This window comes from Acidimangrovimonas pyrenivorans, assembly GCF_042643245.1.
Classification (GTDB): domain Bacteria; phylum Pseudomonadota; class Alphaproteobacteria; order Rhodobacterales; family Rhodobacteraceae; genus Acidimangrovimonas; species Acidimangrovimonas pyrenivorans.
Window position 1 is genome coordinate 366,727 of record NZ_JBHRSK010000007.1, and the last position, 21,348, is coordinate 388,074.

18 protein-coding genes are annotated in these 21,348 nt (G+C 69.2%); 12 read left to right on the forward strand and 6 right to left on the reverse strand.

The genetic code is table 11. The features are described from left to right. Position 1 precedes the first annotated feature (1 nt). Positions 2–916 (reverse strand): BKACE family enzyme, encoded by a 915-nt coding sequence (locus ACFOES_RS12065; protein WP_377833526.1) that lies wholly within the window; start codon positions 914–916, stop codon positions 2–4. Positions 917–986: 70 nt separating this feature from the next. Between ACFOES_RS12065 and ACFOES_RS12070 the strand changes: the two genes are divergently transcribed. The 3 genes from ACFOES_RS12070 to ACFOES_RS12080 all read left to right on the forward strand — a co-directional run bounded on the left by ACFOES_RS12070 (position 987) and on the right by ACFOES_RS12080 (position 4,191). Continuing rightward, on the forward strand, positions 987–1,964 hold the full coding sequence (locus tag ACFOES_RS12070) for a GlxA family transcriptional regulator (RefSeq protein WP_377833527.1): 978 nt from the start codon (positions 987–989) through the stop codon (positions 1,962–1,964). Between the two features lie 277 nt (positions 1,965–2,241). Beyond that, on the forward strand, positions 2,242–3,405 hold the full coding sequence (locus ACFOES_RS12075) for an alpha-hydroxy acid oxidase (protein ID WP_377833528.1): 1,164 nt from the start codon (positions 2,242–2,244) through the stop codon (positions 3,403–3,405). Positions 3,406–3,555: 150 nt separating this feature from the next. After that, complete coding sequence (locus ACFOES_RS12080; RefSeq protein ID WP_377833529.1) at positions 3,556–4,191, forward strand: 50S ribosomal protein L25/general stress protein Ctc; 636 nt, start codon at positions 3,556–3,558, stop codon at positions 4,189–4,191. 187 nt (positions 4,192–4,378) lie between these two features. Here ACFOES_RS12080 and ACFOES_RS12085 read toward each other — a convergent pair whose 3' ends face one another. Both ACFOES_RS12085 and ACFOES_RS12090 read right to left on the reverse strand, forming a co-directional pair. Continuing rightward, entirely contained in the window at positions 4,379–5,494 is a 1,116-nt protein-coding gene (locus ACFOES_RS12085; protein ID WP_377833530.1) for a flavin-containing monooxygenase, read from the reverse strand. Between the two features lie 125 nt (positions 5,495–5,619). Further along, the gene (locus ACFOES_RS12090) at positions 5,620–7,830 is read right to left on the reverse strand and encodes a primosomal protein N' (RefSeq protein WP_377833531.1); all 2,211 of its coding nucleotides are present in this window, start codon (positions 7,828–7,830) and stop codon (positions 5,620–5,622) included. 89 nt (positions 7,831–7,919) lie between these two features. On the opposite strand from ACFOES_RS12090, the gene fsa reads away from it, so the two are divergent. From fsa to ACFOES_RS12110, 4 genes are all read left to right on the forward strand, one after another. Continuing rightward, complete coding sequence (fsa, locus tag ACFOES_RS12095; protein ID WP_377833532.1) at positions 7,920–8,573, forward strand: fructose-6-phosphate aldolase; 654 nt, start codon at positions 7,920–7,922, stop codon at positions 8,571–8,573. 191 nt (positions 8,574–8,764) lie between these two features. Beyond that, positions 8,765–9,484: a DUF484 family protein gene (locus tag ACFOES_RS12100; protein WP_377833533.1), complete on the forward strand. Its 720-nt coding sequence runs from the start codon at positions 8,765–8,767 to the stop codon at positions 9,482–9,484. Positions 9,485–9,508: 24 nt separating this feature from the next. Beyond that, on the forward strand, positions 9,509–10,432 hold the full coding sequence (locus ACFOES_RS12105; protein WP_377833534.1) for a tyrosine recombinase XerC: 924 nt from the start codon (positions 9,509–9,511) through the stop codon (positions 10,430–10,432). 62 nt (positions 10,433–10,494) lie between these two features. Further along, the gene (locus ACFOES_RS12110) at positions 10,495–11,187 is read left to right on the forward strand and encodes a CDP-alcohol phosphatidyltransferase family protein (protein ID WP_377833535.1); all 693 of its coding nucleotides are present in this window, start codon (positions 10,495–10,497) and stop codon (positions 11,185–11,187) included. Between the two features lie 2 nt (positions 11,188–11,189). Here ACFOES_RS12110 and ACFOES_RS12115 read toward each other — a convergent pair whose 3' ends face one another. Next, positions 11,190–11,642: a methylated-DNA--[protein]-cysteine S-methyltransferase gene (locus ACFOES_RS12115; protein WP_377833536.1), complete on the reverse strand. Its 453-nt coding sequence runs from the start codon at positions 11,640–11,642 to the stop codon at positions 11,190–11,192. Continuing rightward, a complete protein-coding gene (locus ACFOES_RS12120) occupies positions 11,639–12,529 on the reverse strand; it encodes a LysR family transcriptional regulator (RefSeq protein WP_377833537.1) in 891 nt (296 codons plus the stop codon). The genes ACFOES_RS12115 and ACFOES_RS12120 overlap by 4 nt, the downstream gene beginning before the upstream one ends. A gap of 111 nt (positions 12,530–12,640) precedes the next feature. Here ACFOES_RS12120 and ACFOES_RS12125 point away from each other — a divergent pair, with 111 nt between their 5' ends. Then, positions 12,641–12,805: a hypothetical protein gene (locus tag ACFOES_RS12125; RefSeq protein WP_377833538.1), complete on the forward strand. Its 165-nt coding sequence runs from the start codon at positions 12,641–12,643 to the stop codon at positions 12,803–12,805. Between the two features lie 47 nt (positions 12,806–12,852). Here the strand turns inward: ACFOES_RS12125 and ileS are convergent, their stop codons facing one another. Beyond that, positions 12,853–15,786: an isoleucine--tRNA ligase gene (ileS, locus tag ACFOES_RS12130; RefSeq protein WP_377833539.1), complete on the reverse strand. Its 2,934-nt coding sequence runs from the start codon at positions 15,784–15,786 to the stop codon at positions 12,853–12,855. Between the two features lie 286 nt (positions 15,787–16,072). Here ileS and ACFOES_RS12135 point away from each other — a divergent pair, with 286 nt between their 5' ends. The 4 genes from ACFOES_RS12135 (at position 16,073) to ACFOES_RS12150 (ending at position 21,314) form a co-directional block, all read left to right on the forward strand. Further along, a complete protein-coding gene (locus ACFOES_RS12135) occupies positions 16,073–16,492 on the forward strand; it encodes a group III truncated hemoglobin (protein WP_377833540.1) in 420 nt (139 codons plus the stop codon). A 270-nt stretch (positions 16,493–16,762) separates the two neighbouring features. Beyond that, complete coding sequence (locus ACFOES_RS12140; RefSeq protein WP_377833541.1) at positions 16,763–18,556, forward strand: ABC transporter transmembrane domain-containing protein; 1,794 nt, start codon at positions 16,763–16,765, stop codon at positions 18,554–18,556. Between the two features lie 203 nt (positions 18,557–18,759). Continuing rightward, positions 18,760–20,655, forward strand: coding sequence for an acyl-CoA synthetase (locus tag ACFOES_RS12145; RefSeq protein WP_377833542.1), 1,896 nt, complete (start codon positions 18,760–18,762; stop codon positions 20,653–20,655). Between the two features lie 128 nt (positions 20,656–20,783). Beyond that, entirely contained in the window at positions 20,784–21,314 is a 531-nt protein-coding gene (locus ACFOES_RS12150) for a hypothetical protein (RefSeq protein ID WP_377833543.1), read from the forward strand. Positions 21,315–21,348: the final 34 nt, after the last annotated feature.

The following is a 21,348-nucleotide window of genomic DNA, read 5'->3' on the forward strand; positions in this document are numbered from 1 at the left end:
CTCAGAGCGCCTTGGGCGCGCGCTTGGTCAGGCCGAGCTTGGCCCGCACCGCTTCCGGGCCGATCACCTTGGCGCCCATGTTCTCGACGATCCCCGCGGCCCGCTCGACCAGCTGGGCGTTGGTCGCCAGCACGCCCTTGTCGAGCCACAGGTTGTCCTCGAGCCCGACGCGGACATTGCCCCCGGCCAGCACCGAGGCGGCGACATAGGCCATCTGGTTGCGGCCGAGCGAGAAGGCGCTGAAGGTCCAGTCCTCGGGCACGTTGTTGACCATCGCCATGAAGGTGTTGAGGTCGTCCGGCGCCCCCCACGGCACGCCCATGCAGAGCTGGACCAGCGCCGGGGCGTCCAGAACGCCCTCCTTCACCAGCTGCTTGGCGAACCACAGGTGGCCGGTGTCGAAGGCCTCGATCTCGGGCTTGACGCCCAGCTCGGTCATCATCGCCCCCATCGCCCGCAGCATCCCCGGCGTGTTGGTCATGACGTAATCGGCCTCGGCGAAGTTCATCGTGCCGCAGTCGAGGGTGCAGATCTCGGGCAGGCATTCGGCGACGTGGCGGACGCGTTCGGAGGCGCCGATCATGTCGGTGCCTTCGGTCACCGGCAGCGGTTGCTCGGTCGGGCCGAAGACCATGTCGCCGCCCATTCCGGCGGTCAGGTTGAGCACGACGTCGGTATCGGATTCGCGGATCCGGTCGGTGACTTCGCGGTAGAGCGCCGGATCGCGCGACGGCGCACCGGTCTCGGGGTCGCGGACATGACAATGGACCACGGCGGCCCCGGCGCGGGCGGCGTCGAGCGCGCTCTCGGCGATCTGGGCCGGGCTGCGCGGGACGTGCGGGCTGCGATCCTGGGTGCCGCCCGATCCAGTGACGGCGCAGGTGATGAAGACCTCTCGGTTCATGGCAAGCGGCATGGGTTCCCTCCTTCGTTGGCGCGACTATAGCCGGCTTGCCGCACCCGATTTGACGATATACGAAAAAGATATGGCACAAGACGCAACGATCTTCGCCCGCTCGGACCAGCCGCTGTCGCTGGCGCTGCTGGTGCTGCCGCAGGCCTCGATCCTGACCGTCGCCTCGACGCTCGACCCGCTGCGCAGCGCCAACCGGCATCTCGGGCGGCAGGCCTTCCGCTGGCGCGTGGTCTCGCCCGACGGCAAGGCGGTGCCGCTGACCTGCGGGCTGGAACTGCCCTCGGAAGGCACGCTGGCCGATATCGGCGAGACCGACGCGCTGATCGTCATCGCCGGCTTCCGCCAGGCCGAGGTGGCGACGCGGCCGCTGATCCGCGAGCTGCGCCGCGTCGCCCATCGCTTCCGGGCGATCGGCGGCATCGATGCCGGCTCCTGGGTGCTGGCCCGGGCCGGGCTGCTGGATGGCTACGCCGCGACGGTGCATTGGGAGGACCTGGAAGACCTCGCCAACGCCCATCCCGGCGTCGATGTCGTGCCCGACCGTTTCATCGTCTCGCGCGGGCGGATGACGGCGGGCGGCGCGGCACCGGCCTCGGACATGATGCTGCACCTGATCGGGGCGCGGCACGGACCGGCGATCGCGCTCGAGGTCGCGGCATCGTTCATCACCATCGCCCGCAGCGGGGCCGAGCCGCAGGTCAGCCCGCAGCCCGCGCCCTTCCCGCGCCGGCTCGATCCCCGCGTCGCCGCCGCCATCGCCCGGATGGAGGCCCGGCTGGACGAGCCCGAGCCGGCCGGCGCCGTGGCCCGCGCCATCGGCCTGTCGCCGCGCCGGCTGGAGATGCTGTTCGCCGAGGCGCTGGGGATGAGCCCCGCCGCCTACGGGCTGAACCTGCGCCTGCAGGCGGCGCGGCGGCTGGTCACCGATACCCGCCATTCGCTGCAGGAGGTCGCGCTGCGCACCGGCTTCTCCTCGCAATCGGCCTTCTCGCGCGCCTTTCGCCGCCGCTTCGGCCAGAGCCCCTCGGCGCTGCGGCGGGCGGGCTGAGCGGCCGCGCGGATGAGCGATTGAACAAGGGCAGCGCCCGGCCCGTCCGGGGCGGCTACGAGCGGTGCGGTTCGGTCGTCAAAGCCCCGGCGGCGCGCGCTTTGCACCCCCTCGCCAACAGCGCCCGCCCCGGTGGGGGACGGGTCGGGCGCTGCCCGGCGTAAACGCCGGGCGAAACAGTTGGGAAGAGTTGCCTCGCCCCGTCCGCTCGAAGTCATTGCGCAAACCGGCATTGATTGGTAACCGCTTTTTACCAATCCTCGCGAAAGGCCAGGCCATGCCCGTCATCACCAATATCGCCGATCTCAAGGACCTGCACCGCCGGCGCACGCCGAAGATGTTCTACGACTATGCCGAGAGCGGCAGCTATACCGAGCAGACCTTCCGCGAGAACACGACCGATTTCGAGAAGCTGCGCCTGCGCCAGAAGGTGGCGGTCGACATGTCCGGCCGGACCACGGAAAGCGAGATGATCGGCCGCAAGGTGGCGATGCCGGTGGCGCTGGCGCCGGTCGGCCTGACCGGGATGCAGCGCGCCGACGGCGAGATCAAGGCGGCCAGGGCGGCCGAGAAGTTCGGCGTGCCCTTCACCCTGTCGACGATGTCGATCTGCTCGATCGAGGATGTCGCCGCCCACACCACGAAACCGTTCTGGTTCCAGCTCTACGTCATGCGCGACTGGGAGTTCGTCGAGGCGATCCTTGAACGGGCCAGGAAGGCGGGCTGCGACGCGCTGGTGCTGACGCTCGACCTGCAGATCCTCGGCCAGCGCCACAAGGACCTCAAGAACGGCCTCTCGGCGCCGCCGAAGATGACCCTGCCGACGATGATCAACCTCGCCACCAAGTGGCAATGGGGGCTCGAGATGCTGGCCACCAAGCGCCGCTTCTTCGGCAATATCGTCGGCCATGCCAAGGGCGTCGGCGACGCCTCGTCGCTGTTCAGCTGGACCGCCGAGCAGTTCGACCCCAAGCTCGACTGGGACAAGATCGCCCGCATCCGCGACATGTGGGGCGGCAAGCTGATCCTCAAGGGCGTGCTGGACGAGGAGGACGCCCGGATCTGCGCCGATTTCGGCGCCGACGCGCTGATCGTTTCGAACCATGGCGGCCGCCAGCTCGACGGCGCCCTGTCCTCGATCCGGATGCTGCCGCGCATCGTCCGCGCCGTCGGCAAGGACATCGAGGTCCATATGGACAGCGGCATCCGCTCGGGCCAGGACGTGCTCAAGGCGCTCGCGCTCGGCGCCAAGGGCACCTATATCGGCCGCGCCTTCATCTACGGCCTCGGCGCGATGGGGGAAGAGGGCGTGACCAAGGCGCTCGAGGTGATCCAGAAGGAGCTCGACATCTCGATGGCGCTGTGCGGCGAGCGCGACGTCAAGGAGCTACGGCACGAGAACCTGCTGGTGCCGGCGGATTTCGAGGGCGACTGGGTCTGAGGACCGCCGGGCCTTCGAGGACGCGGCGCCGCGCCTTCCGCGCCCGGCGCCGCTTTCGCCCTTCCCTTCGCGGCGAATCTCCCCTATAGGCCTGCCTTCGTGGCCATGCACCCTTGGAGGATGGCCATCTGCAACCAATGGAGACCTCAAATGGCTGGCAAGATCCCTGATCTTAACGCCGAGGTACGGACGGGGACAGGCAAGGGGGCCGCTCGTCAAGCTCGTCGTGAGGGCTACGTACCCGGTATCGTTTATGGTGGCGGCGTCGATCCGCTTCCCATCAACCTGGAATTCAACCCGCTGCTGACCCGGCTGCGCGCCGGTCGCTTCCTGTCGACCCTGTTCAACCTCAAGGTTCCGGGCCAGGACGACGTCCGCGTCATCTGCCGCGGCGTTCAGCGCGACGTGGTCAAGGATCTGCCGACGCATGTCGATTTCATGCGCCTGCACCGGACCTCGCGGATCAACCTCTTCATCCATGTCGAGTTCGAAGGCCACGACACCGCGCCGGGCCTCAAGCGCGGCGGCACGCTGGTCGTGGTGCGCCCCGAAGTCGAGCTGGAAGTGACCGCGGGCGACATCCCGGAGATGCTGACCGTCGACCTGACCGGCCGCGATATCGGCGATGTCATCCACATCAACGATATCGAGCTGCCGAAAGGCGCCAAGCCGACCATCGACCGCAACTTCGTCATCGCCAACATCGCGGCCCCGTCGGGCCTGAAGGCGAGCGACGAGGGCGAAGAAGGTGAAGGCGGCGAAGAGGGCGCGGCCGCCGAGGAGTGATCCCCGGCCCTTCGATCCTCGAAGCGATTGCGAACGCGGCGCCCCCGGGCGCCGCGTTTTGCTTTTGCCCGTTTTGCTTTTGCCGGTGCAGTTGGCCCCCATTCCGCTTCTTCGGACCCTTCCCGACCCTGCTGCCAGGCACCGCAGCCGCGGGGCGCAGCAGCGCAGGGCGGCAACGCCCCCCGGCTCACCCCGGTTCCAGGTCGGCGGCGATCGCCCGCGCTTCCTGCGAGATGGTCCGCAGCTGGCCGTTCGGCGTCGCCCGGTAGGAGCAGAAATAGAGCCCCGGCGCCGCCGACCGTCCGCCCGAGGCCAGCGGCCGGCCGAGCGCATCGAGCGCCGGGCTGTCGCGGCCCAGGATCGGGCGCAGGTCGACCTCGTAGCCGGTGGCCAGCATCAGCGCGTCGTAATGCGCGCGAACGCCGTCGGTGAAGGTGATCTCGTCGCCGACGATGCGGGCGATGCCGGGGCGGACGCCGATGACCCCGTCGCGGATCTTGGCCAGGGTGCCGGTATCGATCAGCGGCACCCGCCCGTCCTCGCGCACCTGCGCCACCGGCCCCTTCGCCGCCTTGCGCAGCCCGTAGCGGCCGTAATCCCCCATCGCCAGGGTCAGCAGCGGCGCGGTGATCGCATCCGCCACGCGGTAGGGCAGGATCTTCTGCAGCAGGCCCAGGCTGACGATGGGGATCCCGAACAGTTCTTTCGGCAGCAGGTTGACCGGGCGCCGGACGACGATATCGACCTCGCGCCCCGCCTCGGCCAGGTCGAGCGCGATCTCGCCGCCGGAATTGCCGAAGCCGACCACCAGCACCCGCCGCCCGGCGACGCTGTCCGGCCGGCGATAGGAGGAGGAATGCAGCATCGGGCCGGGAAAGCTCTCGAGTCCCGGCCAGGTCGGCCAATGCGGCCGGTCGGCCAGCCCGGTGGCGAAGATCACCGCCTCCGCCTCGGCCTCGGCGCCGCCGCCGGCATGGCGGACATACCAGCCGGCGCCCTCGCGGCGCACCGCGCGCACCTCGGCGCCGAAGACCGGGGCGATAGCGAAGTGATCGGCATAACGCTCAAGGTAGTCGATGACCTGCGCCCGCGACGGGTAGCGCGGGAAATCGTCCGGCATCGGCAGATACGGCAGGCCAGAGCGCGATTTCGGCGTATGCAGGTGGAGCCGGTCGTAATGGCCGTGCCAGGCGGCGCCGACGCGATCGGCGCGCTCGAACACCGTGACCGCGTGCCCCGCCTGACCGGCGCAGGCGGCGGCGGCCAACCCCGCCGGCCCCGCCCCGATCACGATGACCCGCATTCCGCTCTCCCTGCCCGATCATAGTCTTTCGTATAGGCTAGCACGGCACAGCGCGATCCGGCGCGCCCTAAATCGCCTGAATAACGGGATTTTTCCCAGTGGCCCCGGCAGTTGCCCGGAAACGTTCAGAAAAAACTCTGCGGATCGATATCGACGCTGAGCCGAAGATTCGCCGGGGGCTTGAGCTGGGCCAGCCAGCGCGCCAGCGCCGGTTGCAGCGCCGCGCCCTTCGCCGCCTTGACCAGCAGACGGACCCGGTGGCGGCCGCGAATCCGGGCGATCGGCGCCGGCGCCGGACCGAAGAGCTGGGCCCCGATGGCGCGCAGCGGGGCGTCGCGGCGGGCGAGCTCGTTGCCGAAGTCGAACGCCTCCTGCAGGTTCGGCGAGGACAGCACGATGCCGGCCATCCGGCCGTAGGGCGGCATGCCGGCGGCCTCGCGCTCGGCCGCCTCGGCGCGCCAGAAGCCCTCCTCGTCGCCCGACAGGATGGCGCGGATCACCGGGTGCTCGGGCTGCCAGGTCTGCAGCAGCGCCTCGCCCGGGCGCTCGGCCCGGCCGGCCCGGCCGGCGACCTGGCGCATCAGCTGGAAGGTGCGCTCGGCCGCGCGCAGGTCGCTGCCCTGAAGCCCGAGATCGGCGTCGATGACGCCGACCAGCGTCAGCAGCGGGAAGTTGTGGCCCTTGGCGACCAGCTGGGTGCCGATGATGATGTCGGCCGCGCCCTCGGCGATGGCCTCGATCTGCGCCTTCAGCGCCCGGGCCGAGCCGAACAGGTCCGAGGACAGCACCGCGACCCGGGCCTCGGGGAAGAGCTCGGTGACTTCCTCGCCCAGCCGCTCGACCCCGGGGCCGACCGGCGCCAGCTTGCCCTCGACGCCGCAGGAGGGGCAGGCCTCGGGCATCGGCTTGGTCTCGCCGCATTGGTGGCAGACCAGGCGCTTGAGGAAGCGGTGCTCGACCATCCGGGCGTCGCAATGCTCGCAGGCGATCTGGTGGCCGCAGGCCCGGCAGATCGTCACCGGCGCATAGCCGCGGCGGTTGAGGAACAGCAGCGCCTGTTCCTTGGCCTGCAGCCGCGCCCTGACCGCCTTCTGCAGCTCGGGCGAGATCCAGCGATTGGCCGGCAACCCGGCCTCGCGCATGTCGATCGCCCGCATCTCGGGCAGCTCCGAGGCGCCGAAGCGCGACGCCAGGTCGAGCCGCCGGTACTTCCCGGCCTCGGCATTGGCCCAGGTCTCGAGGCTCGGCGTCGCCGAGGCCAGGATCACCTGCGCCGAGGCCAGCGAGGCCCGCAGCACCGCCATGTCGCGGGCGTTGTAGAGGACGCCGTCCTCCTGCTTGTAGGAAGTGTCGTGCTCCTCGTCGACGACGATCAACCCGAGGTCGCGGAACGGCAGGAACAGGGCCGAGCGGGCACCGACCACGAGCTGCGCGCCGCCCTGCCCGACCATCCGCCACAGCCGCCGCCGCTCGGTCTGGGTGACGCCGGAATGCCATTCCGCCGGCCGGGCGCCGAAGCGGTCCTCGACCCTTGCGAGGAAACCGGCGGTGAGCGCGATCTCGGGCAGCAGCACCAGCGCCTGCCGGCCCTTCTTCAGGCATTCGGCGACGGCTTCGAGATAGACCTCGGTCTTGCCCGATCCCGTCACGCCCTTGAGCAGCGTGGTGCCGTAGCGCCCCGCGGCGACGCCCTGGCGCAGGCTTTCGGAGGCGGCGGCCTGGTCGGCGGTCAGCTCGCGTCCCGGCAACTCGGGGTCGAGATGCGGGTAAGGCAGGTCGCGCGGGGCCTCCTCCTCGACGATCACGCCCTGCTTCACCAGCCCCTTGATCACCGAGGTCGAGACCCCGGCGAGATGCGAGAGCTCACCCAGGGTGAAGGCCAGCCCGCCATGCTCGCGCATCGCCGCGATCGTGCGGGCGCGGGCGTCGGTCATCCGGTCGGGTTCGCCGCCGGCCAGGCGGTAGACATGCCGCATCGCCGGGTTGTCGCCCAGCCCCGGCGCCCGCGTCGCCAGCCGCAGCATCGCCGGCAAGGGCGTCAGGGTGTAGTCGGCGGCGCGGGCGATGAAGCTGCGCAGCTCGTCGCGCATCGGCGGCGCGTCGAGGACGCGGTGGACCGGGCGCAGCCTGGCGGCGTCGAAGCTGCCCTCGCCCGGGCCCCAGACCACGCCCAGCACCCGGCGCGGCCCCAGCGGCACCTCGACGAAGTCGCCGGTCGAGCAGCCGCCCTCGGGCGCGCGGTAATCGAGCACCCGGTCGAGCGGCTGCGTCGTCAGCACGCCGACGCGCTGACCCGCCTCGAATTCCGCCTGACCGAACAAACCTGCGCCGGACACCCTCTGCGGCCCTCCTTTTGGCTTTCGACCCCCGATCCCCTGCGCTAATACATCGCCCGAACGACGCCGCAACCCAAGAGGAGGCTGCCATGAAATTCTTCGCCGACACCGCCGATGTCGAAGCCATTGCCGAGCTCGCAGAGCTCGGGCTGCTCGACGGGGTCACCACCAACCCTTCGCTGATCATGAAATCGGGCCGCGACATCCTCGAGGTCACCAAGGAGATCTGCGGCATCGTCTCGGGCCCGGTCTCGGCCGAGACCGTGGCGCTGGACGCCGAGGGCATGATCGCCGAGGGCCGCAAGCTGGCCGAGATCGCCGAGAACATCGCCATCAAGGTGCCGCTGACCTGGGACGGGCTCAAGGCCTGCAAGGCGCTCAGCGGCGAGGGCCACATGGTCAACGTCACCCTGTGCTTCTCGGCCAACCAGGCGCTGCTGGCGGCGAAAGCGGGCGCGACCTTCGTCTCGCCCTTCATCGGCCGCTTGGACGATATCAACCTCGACGGCACGGATCTGATCGCGGACATCCGGCAGATCTATGACAATTACGACTTTTCCACACAGATTCTGGCGGCCTCGATCCGCTCGGTGAACCATGTCGCCGAGGTCGCCCGGATCGGCGCCGACGTGATGACCGCGCCGCCGGAGGTGATCCGCAAGCTGGCGCTGCACCCGCTGACCGACAAGGGGCTCGACGCCTTCCTCAAGGACTGGGCCAAGACCGGGCAGAAGATCCTCTAAGCCCGCCGCGGCAAGCCCTTCAGGGCCGGGCCGGTCGCCAGACCGTGCCCGGCCCTTGCTTTGCCCGGCCCTTGCTTTGCGGGCACAGGTTTCCGCCCAGTCTTGCCGGCGACGATCAAAACCATGGCCAGCGCCCCTGCCCTTCGCTAAGATTCCGGCAAAACAAACGAGCAGACCGGATTGGGACAGGCATGGCAGAAACGGCACTGAGCGACGAGACCTTGCGCGACACCCTGCGCGACAAGATCCTCGCCGACCCGGATGTGATTCTCGACGACCACGACGTGATGCGGGCCCTGGTGGCCGCGAACGAGCGCATGCTCGGCTCGAACGTCGTCGATTTGCGCGGCATCGCGATGGAGCGGCTCGAATCCCGGCTCGACCGGCTCGAGGACATGCACCGCTCGGTGATCGCTGCGGCCTACGAGAACCTCGCCGGCACCAACCAGATCCACCGCGCCGTGCTGCGGCTGCTCGACCCGGTCAGTTTCGAGGAATTCCTCGCCAGCCTCGGCGGCGACATGGCCGATATCCTGCGGGTCGACTGCATCCGGCTGGTGCTGGAAACCGCGCAGAGCGAGGAAGACCCGGTGCTGAAGCGCCTCGACGACGTTCTCTGCATCGCCGAGCCGGGCTTCATCGACGCCTATATCACCGACGGCCGCAACCTGCCGATCCGGCCGGTCAGCCTGCGCCAGACCCTGCCCAGTTCCGACGCGATCTACGGCGAGGCGGCGTCCTGGGTGCGTTCCGAGGCGCTGATGCGGCTCGACCTGGGCGAAGGCCGGCTGCCGGGGATGCTGGTGCTGGGCTCGGAAGACCCGCACCAGTTCAAGCCCGCCCAGGGCACCGACCTCTTGACCTTCTTCGCCGGCGTCTTCGAACGCTCGATGCGGCGCTGGCTGTCCTGAGGCCGGGGCGGTGAGGCCGCGAGGATGAGCCTGGCCCTGTCGCCCGCCCAGCGCGACGCGCTCGAGGGCTGGCTGGCCCATCTGGCGGCGCTGGACGGGGCGGCGGCGAACACGGTCACCGCCTACCGCACCGACGTCACCGGCTTCCTCGCCTTCCTGGCCCAGCATCACGGCGCCCAGCAGGGGCTGGGCATCCTGACCCGGCTGAGCCAGTCCGACCTGCGTGCCTGGCTGGCGCATGAACGCGGCCGCGGCGTCGCCGCGCGCTCGGCGGCGCGGGCGCTGTCGGCGGTGAAAAGCTTCGTCCGCTGGCTCTCCGACCGCGAGGGCTTCGACGCCACCGCCGTTCTCTCGGCCCGCAGCCCGAAGTTCCAGCGCAAGCTGCCGCGGCCGCTGGCCGAGGACGCGGCCAAGGCGATGATCGAGACCGTCGGCACCCAGAGCAGCAAGGACTGGATCAACGCCCGCGACATGGCGGTCGTCACGCTGCTCTACGGTTGCGGGCTGCGGATCTCCGAGGCGCTTTCCCTGACTGGCGACGCCCTGCCGCTGCCCGAGGTGCTGCGGATCAGGGGCAAGGGCGGCAAGGAACGGCTGGTGCCGGTGCTCCCCGCCGCCCGCGCCGCCGTCGCCCGCTATGCCCGCCTGGCGCCCTACCCGCCCGAGCCGGGCCAGCCGCTGTTCCGCGGTGCCCGCGGCGGCGCCCTGTCGCCGCGCGCCATCGCCAAGGTGATGGAGCAGGCCCGGATGCAGCTCGGCCTGCCGGCGACGGCGACGCCGCATGCGATGCGCCATTCCTTCGCCACCCACCTGCTCTCGGCCGGCGGCGACCTGCGGGCGATCCAGGAACTGCTCGGCCATGCCTCTCTCTCGACCACCCAGGCCTATACCGCCGTCGATACCGCGCGGCTGATGGAGGTCTACGAAAAGGCCCACCCGCGCAGCTGATCGGGCCCCGAAACCGGCCCGCCGCCGTTGCACTGGGCGCAAATTTCCAGCATGACGACAGAATGACACCTCAGAAGAAAGCCCTCGGCGTTCACCTGCTCACCGCGACCGGCGCGGTGCTGTCGATGCTGGCGATGCTGGCCGCGGTCGAGGCGAAATGGTCGCTGATGTTCCTGTGGCTGGTGGTCGCCTTCATCGTCGACGGGGTCGATGGCCCGCTGGCCCGGCGCTACGGCGTCAAGACCAACGCGCCGATGATCGACGGGGTCCTGATGGACCTGATCATCGACTATCTGACCTACGTCTTCATCCCCGCCTTCGCGCTGTTCAAGTCCGACCTGCTGCCGGGCTGGACCGGCTGGATCGCGATCATCGTCATCACCTATGGCAGCGTGCTCTACTTCGCCGACACGCGGATGAAGACCAAGGACAATTCCTTCGCCGGCTTCCCCGGCTGCTGGAACATGCTGGCGATCGTGATCTTCGCGCTGCAGCCCGATTTCTGGGTCACGCTGGGCATCGTCGTGGTGCTGGCGGCGACGATGTTCACGCCGCTGAAATTCATCCACCCGGTGCGGACCAGGCGCTGGCGGGCGGTGTCGCTGCCGGTGACGCTGGCCTGGACCGCCTTCGCCGGCTGGTCGGCCTGGACCAATTTCAACCCCGGCGCCTTCGTCCATGCCGGGCTGGCGCTCACCAGCCTTTACCTGGTCTTCGCCGGCATCGCCCAGCAGATCGTGCCCGAGCGGCGCTAGGATCAGATCAACAGCCCCGCCGCCTTTTCCAGCCGCAGCAGCGCCACCTTGGTCTCGACCCCGGTGCCGCCCGAGAAGCCGCCGAGAGAGTTGGCCCCCAGCACGCGGTGACAGGGGATGAAGATCGGGATCGGGTTGGCGCCGCAGGCCTGGCCGATGGCCTGGGCGCTCGCCCCCATCTCGGCCGCGATCTCGCCATAGGTCCGGGTCTCGCCCCAGGGAATCGCCCGCAGCACGGCATAGAAACCCTGCTGGAACTCGTTGCCGCGCGGGCGCAACGGCAGATCGAACGCCTGCCGCTCGCCGGCGAAATAGGCGGCCAGCTGCCGCCCGGCCTCGTCGAGCAGCTCCGAACGGTCGTCCCCGCCCCCGCCCCAGCTCAGCCCGGTGATGGCGCCGCCCTCCTCGGTCACGGTCACCGGCCCGGTCGGGGTGTCGAATGTCGCGCGTTTCATTCGGCGGCCGCGCGGGTGGCCAGCGGCCGGAACGCCGCGCGCAGCATCGCCGCCAGCCCGTCGATGGCGGCGGAAGAGCCGCGCGGATTGTGACGCAGCACGACGCAGGAGCTGTCGACGATCGGGAAGCCGTCGGTGGCGGTCAGTTCGCGGCAGCCCTCGGGGATGGTGCTGCGCGTCAGCGGCACCACCGCCAGCCCGGCCTGCACCGCCTGCCGCAAGCCGCCGGGCGTGTCGCATTCGAAGGCGGTGCGATACTCGATCCCCTGCTGGTCGAGCGAGCGCAGGGCGAAGTCGCGACACCAGTCGGAATGGTGGTAGACGCCGATGGGCAGCTTGCGGCGGCGGTGCTGGCCATGGGCGACAGACGTCACCCAGACCGTCGGGTCGACGCAGAGCACCTCTCCCGTCGCCGGCCGGTTCCATTCGAAGATCACCGCAAGGTCGAGCTCATCCGCCGCGAGCGCGGCCAGCTGCGGCGCCGAGTAGTCGCAGCGCACCGTGACCTCGACCGCCGGGTGACGTTCGGCGAAGGCCGCCAGCGCCCGCGGCAGCACGCACTCGCTGTATTCCTCGGAAATGCCGATCCGTACCGGGCCGTCGAGCGGCTTTTCCCGCAGCGCCACCGCCGCCTCGTCCAGCAGACGGGTGACGCGGCGGGCATAGGGGATCAGCTGCCGCCCCCGCGCCGTCAGCGCCACACCGCGCGGCAGCCGGTCGAACAGGTCCTGGCCCAGCGCCTCCTCCAGCCGCCTGATCTGCATGCTGACCGCCGATTGGGTGCGGCCGAGCCGGTCGGCGGCCCCGGTGACGCTGCCGCTTTCCGCCACGGCGAGAAAGCTGCGCATCAAATCGCTGTCGAGGGGAATGCTCATCGCGAATGCCATCAATGGAACCGATGGCACCCATCATTGCTATTCGTTTGTGCGATGTCAATTTCCGGCGGAGACTGGGGCCAGAGCCTGAAGGCCCCAAACCTCCCGCCAAGGAAATTCGAGATGCGCTTTCGTGACCTGCGCGCCCTGCCGGCGCGCTGGCTGGCCCGCCGCGCCCGGCGCCGGTCGATGAAATTCCTGCTCAAACGCGCCGACGACCGCCTGCTATGCGATATCGGCCTCAGCCGCGAGGATCTGCGGCAGTTGCTGGAGTGCTGGCGGGACTAGGACATGTCCCGGGACGGCCCGGCGCCGGAGCGCCGGGCCAAAAGGCCTCAGCCCAGCGCCGCGTCGCAGCGGGCGCAGGTGCCCGGGTGCTTGTGGCTGCCGACATCCGGCAGGATACGCCAGCAACGCTGGCATTTCTCGCCCTCGGCGCGTTCGAAGACCACGCCGACGCCCTCGACCTCGGGCAGGCGGAAGGCCTCGTTCGGCATCGGGTCGGTGGTGACGATGATGTCCGAGGTGATGCAGAGATCGGCGAAATCGGCCTCGCGCAGCAGCGCCGCGACCTCGGCCTCGGCGACATGGACCACCGGCGCGGCCTCGAGGCTGGCGCCGATCTCCTTGGCGCTGCGCTGGACTTCCAGCGCCGCCGTCACCACCCGGCGAACCCGGCGGATCCTGGCCCATTTCTCGGCCAGCGGCGTGTCGAGCCATTCGGCCGGCGTGCCCGGCATGTCCTGCAGGTGGACCGAGGAGTCCTCGCCTGGGAAGCGCGACAGCCAGACATCCTCCATGGTGAAGACCAGGATCGGCGCCAGCCAGGTGGTCAGACGGTGGAACAGGATGTCGAGAACGGTGCGGGCCGCCCGGCGGCGCAGGCTGTCGGGGGCGTCGCAATAGAGCGCATCCTTGCGGATGTCGAAATAGAGCGTCGACAGGTCGACGGTGCAGAACTGGAACAGCTTCTGGAACACGCCCTGGAAGTCGTAGGCCTCGTAGCCCTTGCGCACCTCGGTCTCGAGCTCGGCCAGACGGTGCAGCACCCAGCGCTCCAGCTCCGGCATCTCGGCCGGGGCGACGGCCTCGTCGGCGTCCCAGCCGGCAAGGTTGCCGAGGATGAAGCGCAGCGTGTTGCGCAGCCGGCGATAGCTGTCGGCGACCCCTTTGAGGATCTCCGGCCCGATGCGCTGGTCGACGGTGAAATCGGTCTGCGCCACCCAGAGCCGCAGGATATCGGCGCCGTATTGCTTGACGACCTCTTCCGGCACGATGGTGTTGCCCAGCGACTTGGACATCTTCATGCCCTTCTCGTCGAGGGTGAAGCCGTGGGTGACCACCGCGCGGTAGGGCGCGCGGCCGATCGTGCCGCAGGCCTGCAGCATCGAGGAATGGAACCAGCCGCGATGCTGGTCGGTGCCCTCCATGTAGACGTCGGCGATGCTGTCCGGCGTGCCGTCGGCGCGGTCGCGCAGGACGAAGGCATGGGTCGAACCGCTGTCGAACCAGACATCGAGGATATCAAAAACCTGCTCATAGGCTTCCGGATCATGCAGGCCAGCCAGCACTTCCTCCTTGAAGCCTTTCACATACCAGACATCGGCGCCCTTTTCCTCGAAGGCGGCGACGACCCGCTTGTTGACCGCCTCGTCGCGCAGCAGGAAATCGTCGTCCCCCGGCTTGGCGCCCTTCTTGACGAAGCAGGTCAGCGGCACGCCCCAGGCGCGCTGACGGCTCAGCACCCAGTCCGGGCGGCTCTCGATCATCGAGTAGAGCCGGTTGCGGCCCGAGACCGGGGTCCACTCGACCAGCTCGTCGATCGAGGTCAGCGCCCGGCTGCGGATCGTGTCGCCGTATTGCCCCATGCCGTCGTCGAGCTTGCGGTCGATGGCGACGAACCATTGCGGCGTGTTGCGGTAGATCAGCGGCGCCTTCGAGCGCCAGCTATGCGGGTAGGAATGCTTGACCCGGCCGAGCGCGATCAGCGCCCCGGCCTCGGCCAGCTTGTCGATCACCGCCTTGTTGGCGTCGCCTTCCTTGCCCTTGGCGGTGATGATCACCTTGCCACCGAAGAACGGCAGGTCGGCGCGGTAGGAGCCGTCCTCAAGAACGTTGTAAGTCATTGGCAGACCGTACTTAAGTCCGATCTGGTAGTCGTCGTCGCCATGGCTGGGCGCGGTGTGGACGAAGCCGGTGCCGGCATCGTCGGTAACGTGGTCGCCGGGCAGCACCGGCACGTCGTAATCCCATTCGCCCGCGGCGCCATCGAGGCCGCGGAACGGGTGGGCGAGGGTCAGCTCGCCCAGTTCCTCGGCGGTCACGGCACGGCGGCGGGTATAGTCGTCCACCCGCGCGGCGGCGAAGATCTCCTCGGCCAGGTTGTCGGCGAGCAGGAACTTGTCGCCGACCCGGGCCCAGTTCTCTTCCGGCGCCGCGGTGACCTCGTAGAGGCCGTAGGCGATGTCGGGGTTGAAGCAGACGGCGCGGTTCTGCGGGATGGTCCAGGGCGTGGTGGTCCAGATCACCACCGGCAGGCCGGCAAGGTCGTCCGAGCCGCTGACGACCGGGAATTTCACCCAGATCGTGTGGCTCTGGTGGTCGTGATACTCGACCTCGGCCTCGGCCAGCGCGGTCTTCTCGACCGGCGACCACATCACCGGCTTCGACCCCTGGTAGAGCGTGCCGTTCATCAGGAACTTCATGAATTCTGCGGCAATCACTGCCTCAGCGTGGAAATCCATCGTCAGATACGGATCTTCCCATTTTCCTGTGATGCCGAGCCGCTTGAACTCCTCGCGCTGGACGTCGACCCAACCCTCGGCGAACTTGCGGCATTCCTGGCGGAAGTCGACGACATCGACCTTGTCCTTGTCCAGGCCCTTGGCGCGGTACTGCTCCTCGATCTTCCACTCGATCGGCAGGCCGTGGCAGTCCCAGCCCGGCACGTAGCGCGAGTCATGGCCCATCATCTGGCGCGAGCGGACGATCATGTCCTTGATCGTCTTGTTCAGCGCGTGGCCGATATGCAGGTGGCCGTTGGCGTAGGGCGGGCCGTCATGCAGGATGAAGCTCTTGCGGCTGCCGTCGGCGGCCTTCTCGCGCAGGCGGTCGTAGATGCCGATCCGCTCCCAGCGGGCAAGCCATTCCGGCTCGCGCTTGGGCAGGCCCGCGCGCATCGGGAAATCGGTCTGCGGCAGGAAGACGGTGGAGCGGTAGTCGGGGGTGTCGGTGGTCGGCGTGTCGGATTTGGGCGTGTCGGCGCACATCGGAAGCGGTTCCCGGTAACTGGTCTGGAATTTGGGAAGGGGCGGCGCGAAGGCTCAGGCGCCTTGTCCCGGCGTCTGAAGGGTCAGAGCGCCGGGCCGGTAATTCGAATGATGATCGCGAATGCGCGGGTCATGTCGCGGCTTATACGCGCCCGGCGGCACCGGGTCCAGAGCCTGCGGCCTGCCTCCTGCGGCCCTACCTGCGGCCCCACCTGCGGCCATGCGCCCCTTGCGCCCGGCCCGGCGCGGGTGCAGGCTCCGCCGCGTTGCAGCACAGGAGCAGGCGATGACCGCGTTCCCGCCCCGTTTCTTCGTTACCGGCGAAGAGGTCGACCGGATGATGGTGGCCTTCTACGCCGCCATCCGCCGCCACCCCGTTCTCGGCCCGGTCTTCACCGCCCATATCGGCGAGACCGATGCCGCCTGGGACGCCCATATCGAGAAGATCGGCCGCTTCTGGAAGAACGCCATCCTGCGCGAGGGCGGCTATTCCGGCAGCCCGATGATGGTCCACCGCGCCGCGACCGACGTGCTGCCCGAGCATTTCCCGCTCTGGCTCGGCCTCTTCGACGAGACCGCCGACCGCCTGCTGCGGCCCGAGGCCGCCGCCGCCTGGTCGGCGCTGGCCCACCGCCTGGGCGGCGCCTTCCGAATGGGCGTCGAGGAGGCGCGCCGTCCCGCCGACGCCGCGCCACGGCTGGTCTGAGCCGCCCGGTCTGAGCCAAGGCCGGGTGCACTGCCCCCGGACCCCCGGGATATTTGCGAGCAGAAAGTGGGTGGGGGGTCTGCAAGCGTCTTCTGGGCGAGTATGTTCCGGGAGAGGCGGCGCCGGCGACCGGGGGCAGCGCCCCCCCTTTTTCCGCTCTCCGGCCCCTGAAACGCCTGGTTTCGCGCCCATTGGCCGCAATCGCCGCGCTTGCCCCGCGGGGCCTATCCGCGTAAGGCCGGAAGGCTCAGGGATCACGGGAACGAGAGCATGGCCAGAGGAACGGACGCGGCGCAGGAGAAACGCGAGGCATCGAAGCGGGTCGGCGGGCTGCGCGGACTCCGGCCGTTCCTGCGCCCCTATCGCGGCATGGTCGTGCTGGTGCTGCTGGCGCTGATCACCACCGCCGGCATCTCCTTGATCTTGCCGATTGCCGTGCGCCGCGTCATCGACGGCTTCAGCACCTCCTCCTCGGCCCTTCTGGACAGCTATTTCCTCGCCGCGCTCGGTATCGCCACCGCCCTGGCGCTCGGCACCGGAGCGCGCTACTACCTCGTCACCCGGCTGGGCGAGCGCGTCGTCGCCGATATCCGCAAGGCGCTGTTCGACAAGGTGATCGGCCTCAGCCCCGCCTTCTTCGAGAAGATCATGACCGGCGAGGTGGTCAGCCGGCTGACCACCGACACGACGCTGATCCTGTCGGTCATCGGCTCCTCGGTCTCGGTGGCGCTGCGCAACCTGCTGATGCTGATCGGCGGACTGGTGCTGATGCTGCTGACCAGCGCCAAGCTGACCGGGCTGGTGCTGCTGATCGTGCCGGCCATCGTCGTGCCGATCATCCTGCTGGGCCGCAAGCTGCGCGGGCTGAGCCGCGAGAACCAGGACTGGATCGCGGCCTCGTCCGGCAACGCCTCGGAGGCGCTGACCGCAGTCCAGACGGTGCAGGCCTTCACCCACGAGGGCGAGAGCCGGGCGGATTTCTCCCGGATCACCGAGGCCTCCTTTGTCTCGGCCAAGCGCCGGATCGGGGTGCGGGCGCTGTTGACGGTGATCGTCATCTTCCTCGTCTTCGCCGGCGTCGTCGGCGTGCTGTGGATCGGCGCCCGCGATGTCCGAGCCGGCGCGATGAGCGTCGGCGCCCTGATCCAGTTCGTGATCTACGCGGTCATGGTTTCGGGCTCGGTCGGCGCGCTGTCGGAGATCTGGGGCGAGCTGTTGCGCGCCGCCGGCGCCACCGAGCGGCTGGTCGAGCTGCTGAACGCCGCCGATGCGGTGACCGATCCGGCTCAGCCCAAGGCCCTGCCGCACCCCGCGCAGGGCGCGATCGGCTTCGACGATGTCACCTTCCATTACCCGACCCGGCCTGAGACCTCGGCGCTGGAGGGGGTATCGCTGATGGTCAAGCCGGGCGAGACCGTGGCGCTGGTCGGGCCCTCGGGCGCGGGCAAGTCGACCATCATCCAGCTGCTGCTGCGGTTCTACGACCCGGCGACCGGCAAGGTGACGATCGACGGCATCGACCTGCGCGAGATGGCGCGGTCGGACTTCCGCCGCGCCATCGCGCTGGTGCCGCAGGACCCGGTGATCTTCGCCGCCACCGCGCGCGAGAACATCCGCTTCGGCCGGCCCGAAGCCACCGATGCCGAGGTCGAGGCCGCCGCCCGGGCCGCCGCCGCGCATGACTTCCTGACCGCCCTGCCCGACGGCTATGACAGCTATGTCGGCGAGCGCGGGGTGATGCTGTCAGGCGGCCAGAAGCAGCGCATCGCCATCGCCCGCGCCATCCTGCGCGACGCGCCGATCCTGCTCCTGGACGAGGCGACCTCGGCGCTGGACGCCGAGAGCGAGCGGCTGGTGCAGGGCGCGGTCGACGAGCTGGCCAGGACCCGGACGACGCTGATCGTCGCCCACCGGTTGGCGACGGTGAAGAAGGCCGACCGCATCGTCGTCTTCGACCAGGGCCGCATCGTCGCCCAGGGCACTCACGACGCGCTGGTCGCCGAGGGCGGGCTCTATGCCCGGCTGGCCAGGCTGCAGTTCACCGAGGGCATGGCGGCAGAGTAACCGCCGGCAGCAGCGCAACGGAAGCCGGGGGCAGGTCGGCGGGCGGGACGGCGGAACGCGCGCCCTTGCCCGGCCCCCTGACGTGACGGCAGTCCGCGCTCTGACGTTGCGTTTCCACCCCGCGCCGGGCTTGCCTATATCCCCGAAACTGCCCATCTTCCGGACAAATCGGGGCGCCCGCGAGGGCAAGGGAGGAGACCGGAATGGGAAGCTACGCCACCGCCGCGGACCGCAACGCGATCGAGGCCGAGGCGCCCTGGGGCGAGCGCCGCGTTCCCCGCACCATGTACCAGTTCCTCTCGGAAACGGCGGCGCGCAATCCCGACGCCCGGGCGATGTCGTTTCAGATTCTCTCGGGCCCGACCGACAAGGCCGAGACCCTGACCTGGGGCACCTTCAAGGACCGGGTGACGCAGGCCGCCAACCTGTTCCGCAGCCTCGGCATCGGGCCGCACGACACCGTCGCCTATGTCCTGCCCAACAGCAACGAGACCGCCGTCACCCTGATCGCCGGCGCCGTCGCCGGCATCGTCAACCCGATCAACCCGCTGCTCGAGCCGGAACAGATCGCCGGCATCCTGCGCGAGACCGGCGCCAAGGTCGTCGTCACGATCAAGGGCTTCCCGAAATCCGACGTCGCCCAGAAGGTCGCCGACGCGGTCGCCGAGGCGCCGAACGTCCAGACCGTGCTCGAGATCGACCTCAACCGCTACCTCAGCGGCGCCAAGAAACTGCTGGTGCCGGTGATCCGGCCGCGCACCAAGGTCGGCCACCGGGCGCAGGTGCTGGACTTCAACCGCGCCTGCGCCCGCCAGCAGGCCGAGGGGCTCGACTTCGCCGATCCCGAGCAGGACCGCGTCGCCGCCTATTTCCATACCGGCGGCACCACCGGCATGCCGAAAGTGGCCCAGCACAAGGTCTCGGGCATGATCTACAACGGCTGGCTCGGCGCCCGGCTGCTGTTCCGCGAGACCGACAACGTGCTTTGCCCGCTGCCGCTGTTCCACGTCTTCGCCGCCTACCCGGTGATGATGTCGGTGATCGCCGCCGGCGCACATCTGATCCTGCCGACCCCGGCGGGCTATCGCGGCGACGGCGTCTTCGCCAATTTCTGGAAGCTGGTCGAACGCTGGAAGGTCACCTACCTGATCACCGTGCCGACGGCGATCTCGGCGCTGATGCAGCGCAAGGTCGACGCCGATGTCTCGACCCTGCGCTACGCCTTCTCGGGCTCGGCGCCGCTGCCGGTCGAGCTCTACAAGCGGTTCGAGAGCGCCACCGGCCTGACCATCTGCGAGGGCTACGGCCTGACCGAGGCGACCTGCCTGGTCTCGATAAACCCGCCGGACGGGGAAAAGAAGATCGGCTCGGTCGGGCTGCCCTTCCCCTATACCAATGTCCGCATCCTGCATTGCGACGAGACCGGCCACGTACTGCATGAATGCGATACCGACGAGGTCGGCGAGATCTGCGTCTACAACCCGGGCGTCTATGCCGGCCACACCTATACCGACGACGACAAGAACCGCGGCCTGTTCGCCGACGAGTTCTATCTGCGCACCGGCGACCTGGGCCGGATCGACGCCGACGGCTACCTGTTCATCACCGGCCGGGCCAAGGACGTGATCATCCGCGGCGGCCACAACATCGACCCGGCCGAGATCGAGGAGGCGCTGATGAGCCACGAGGCGGTCGCCTTCGCCGGCGCCATCGGCCAGCCCGACAGCTTTGCCGGGGAACTGCCCTGCGCCTATGTCGAACTGGTCGACGGCGCGACGACGACGGTCGCCGAGCTGATGCACCACGCGCGCGAGAACATCCACGAGCGTGCCGCCGTCCCGCGCCATATCGAGATCCTGTCCGAGCTGCCCAAGACCGCGGTCGGCAAGGTGTTCAAGCCCGACCTGCGCAAGCGCGCCATCACCCGGGTCTACAACGCCGCCCTGCATGGCGCCGGGCTCGAGGCCGAGGTCTCGGAAGTCGTCGAGGACCGCAAGCGCGGGCTGGTGGCGCGGCTGCGCAAGACCGGCGCGGTTGATGCCGGCAAGGTCGAACACGTTCTGGGCGAGCACACCCGGCCCTGGGAATGGGCCGACTGAGGGAAATGCGCGCCCTTCGCACCACTGGCGCGGAAAATACCTCACGAGGCCTCACGGATACTTGATCGCCCCACCGCATCGGGCCAGTCTGGAAGGCATACTCAACATGCCTTTCCGGGGAGGTTTTCATGCGGTCACTCGTCTTGGCAGCCATGATGGGGCTGCTCGTTTCACTAGCGGCGCCGCCCGCGTCTGCCGAGACCCGTTCCAAGCTGGTCTATTCCTCCGGCGCCTGGCAGGTCCGGGTCGTCGCCTATGACAGCGGTTCGATGAAATGCCAGGCCCGGGTCGCCGACAACGGCTACAGTTTCTCGGTCTGGGCCGCGCCCGGCAGCGCGGTGCGACTGCAATTCTACTCCTCGCGCTGGGGCTTCAACGACGAACGCGCCACGCTCAAGGTGCGGATCGACAGCTACCCGTCCTGGCGGCTCAGCAACGCCCATCTCTACAAGCATTCGGTGCTGTTCAACCTGCCCAACAACAGCGCCGGCTCGAAGTTCCTGAAGGAAGTGGCCTACGGCAACCGGCTGGTGTTGAGCAGCGCCAGCGGGCGGCATGTGCACAGCTACACGCTCTACGGGTCGAAGGCCTCGATCCGGGCGCTGATCACCTGCGTCGACGCCCTGAAGGGCCGCAACGACCGCAACCCGTTCGACTGAGCGGCACGGATCGCGGGCCCCGCTGCGGGCGGGG

What these genes read in the sequence shown, in the direction of transcription:
- ACFOES_RS12105 (WP_377833534.1), top strand. Translation starts at nt 9,509, where the DNA reads ATGAGCCTGGCCCTGTCGCCCGCCCAGCGCGACGCGCTCGAGGGCTGG.
- ileS (WP_377833539.1), bottom strand. Translation starts at nt 15,786, where the DNA reads ATGTGCGCCGACACGCCCAAATCCGACACGCCGACCACCGACACCCCC.
- ACFOES_RS12070 (WP_377833527.1), top strand. Translation starts at nt 987, where the DNA reads ATGGCACAAGACGCAACGATCTTCGCCCGCTCGGACCAGCCGCTGTCG.
- ACFOES_RS12145 (WP_377833542.1), top strand. Translation starts at nt 18,760, where the DNA reads ATGGGAAGCTACGCCACCGCCGCGGACCGCAACGCGATCGAGGCCGAG.
- ACFOES_RS12150 (WP_377833543.1), top strand. Translation starts at nt 20,784, where the DNA reads ATGCGGTCACTCGTCTTGGCAGCCATGATGGGGCTGCTCGTTTCACTA.
- ACFOES_RS12115 (WP_377833536.1), bottom strand. Translation starts at nt 11,642, where the DNA reads ATGAAACGCGCGACATTCGACACCCCGACCGGGCCGGTGACCGTGACC.
- ACFOES_RS12085 (WP_377833530.1), bottom strand. Translation starts at nt 5,494, where the DNA reads ATGCGGGTCATCGTGATCGGGGCGGGGCCGGCGGGGTTGGCCGCCGCC.
- ACFOES_RS12120 (WP_377833537.1), bottom strand. Translation starts at nt 12,529, where the DNA reads ATGGCATTCGCGATGAGCATTCCCCTCGACAGCGATTTGATGCGCAGC.
- fsa (WP_377833532.1), top strand. Translation starts at nt 7,920, where the DNA reads ATGAAATTCTTCGCCGACACCGCCGATGTCGAAGCCATTGCCGAGCTC.
- ACFOES_RS12140 (WP_377833541.1), top strand. Translation starts at nt 16,763, where the DNA reads ATGGCCAGAGGAACGGACGCGGCGCAGGAGAAACGCGAGGCATCGAAG.
- ACFOES_RS12075 (WP_377833528.1), top strand. Translation starts at nt 2,242, where the DNA reads ATGCCCGTCATCACCAATATCGCCGATCTCAAGGACCTGCACCGCCGG.
- ACFOES_RS12065 (WP_377833526.1), bottom strand. Translation starts at nt 916, where the DNA reads ATGCCGCTTGCCATGAACCGAGAGGTCTTCATCACCTGCGCCGTCACT.
- ACFOES_RS12135 (WP_377833540.1), top strand. Translation starts at nt 16,073, where the DNA reads ATGACCGCGTTCCCGCCCCGTTTCTTCGTTACCGGCGAAGAGGTCGAC.
- ACFOES_RS12080 (WP_377833529.1), top strand. Translation starts at nt 3,556, where the DNA reads ATGGCTGGCAAGATCCCTGATCTTAACGCCGAGGTACGGACGGGGACA.
- ACFOES_RS12100 (WP_377833533.1), top strand. Translation starts at nt 8,765, where the DNA reads ATGGCAGAAACGGCACTGAGCGACGAGACCTTGCGCGACACCCTGCGC.
- ACFOES_RS12125 (WP_377833538.1), top strand. Translation starts at nt 12,641, where the DNA reads ATGCGCTTTCGTGACCTGCGCGCCCTGCCGGCGCGCTGGCTGGCCCGC.
- ACFOES_RS12110 (WP_377833535.1), top strand. Translation starts at nt 10,495, where the DNA reads ATGACACCTCAGAAGAAAGCCCTCGGCGTTCACCTGCTCACCGCGACC.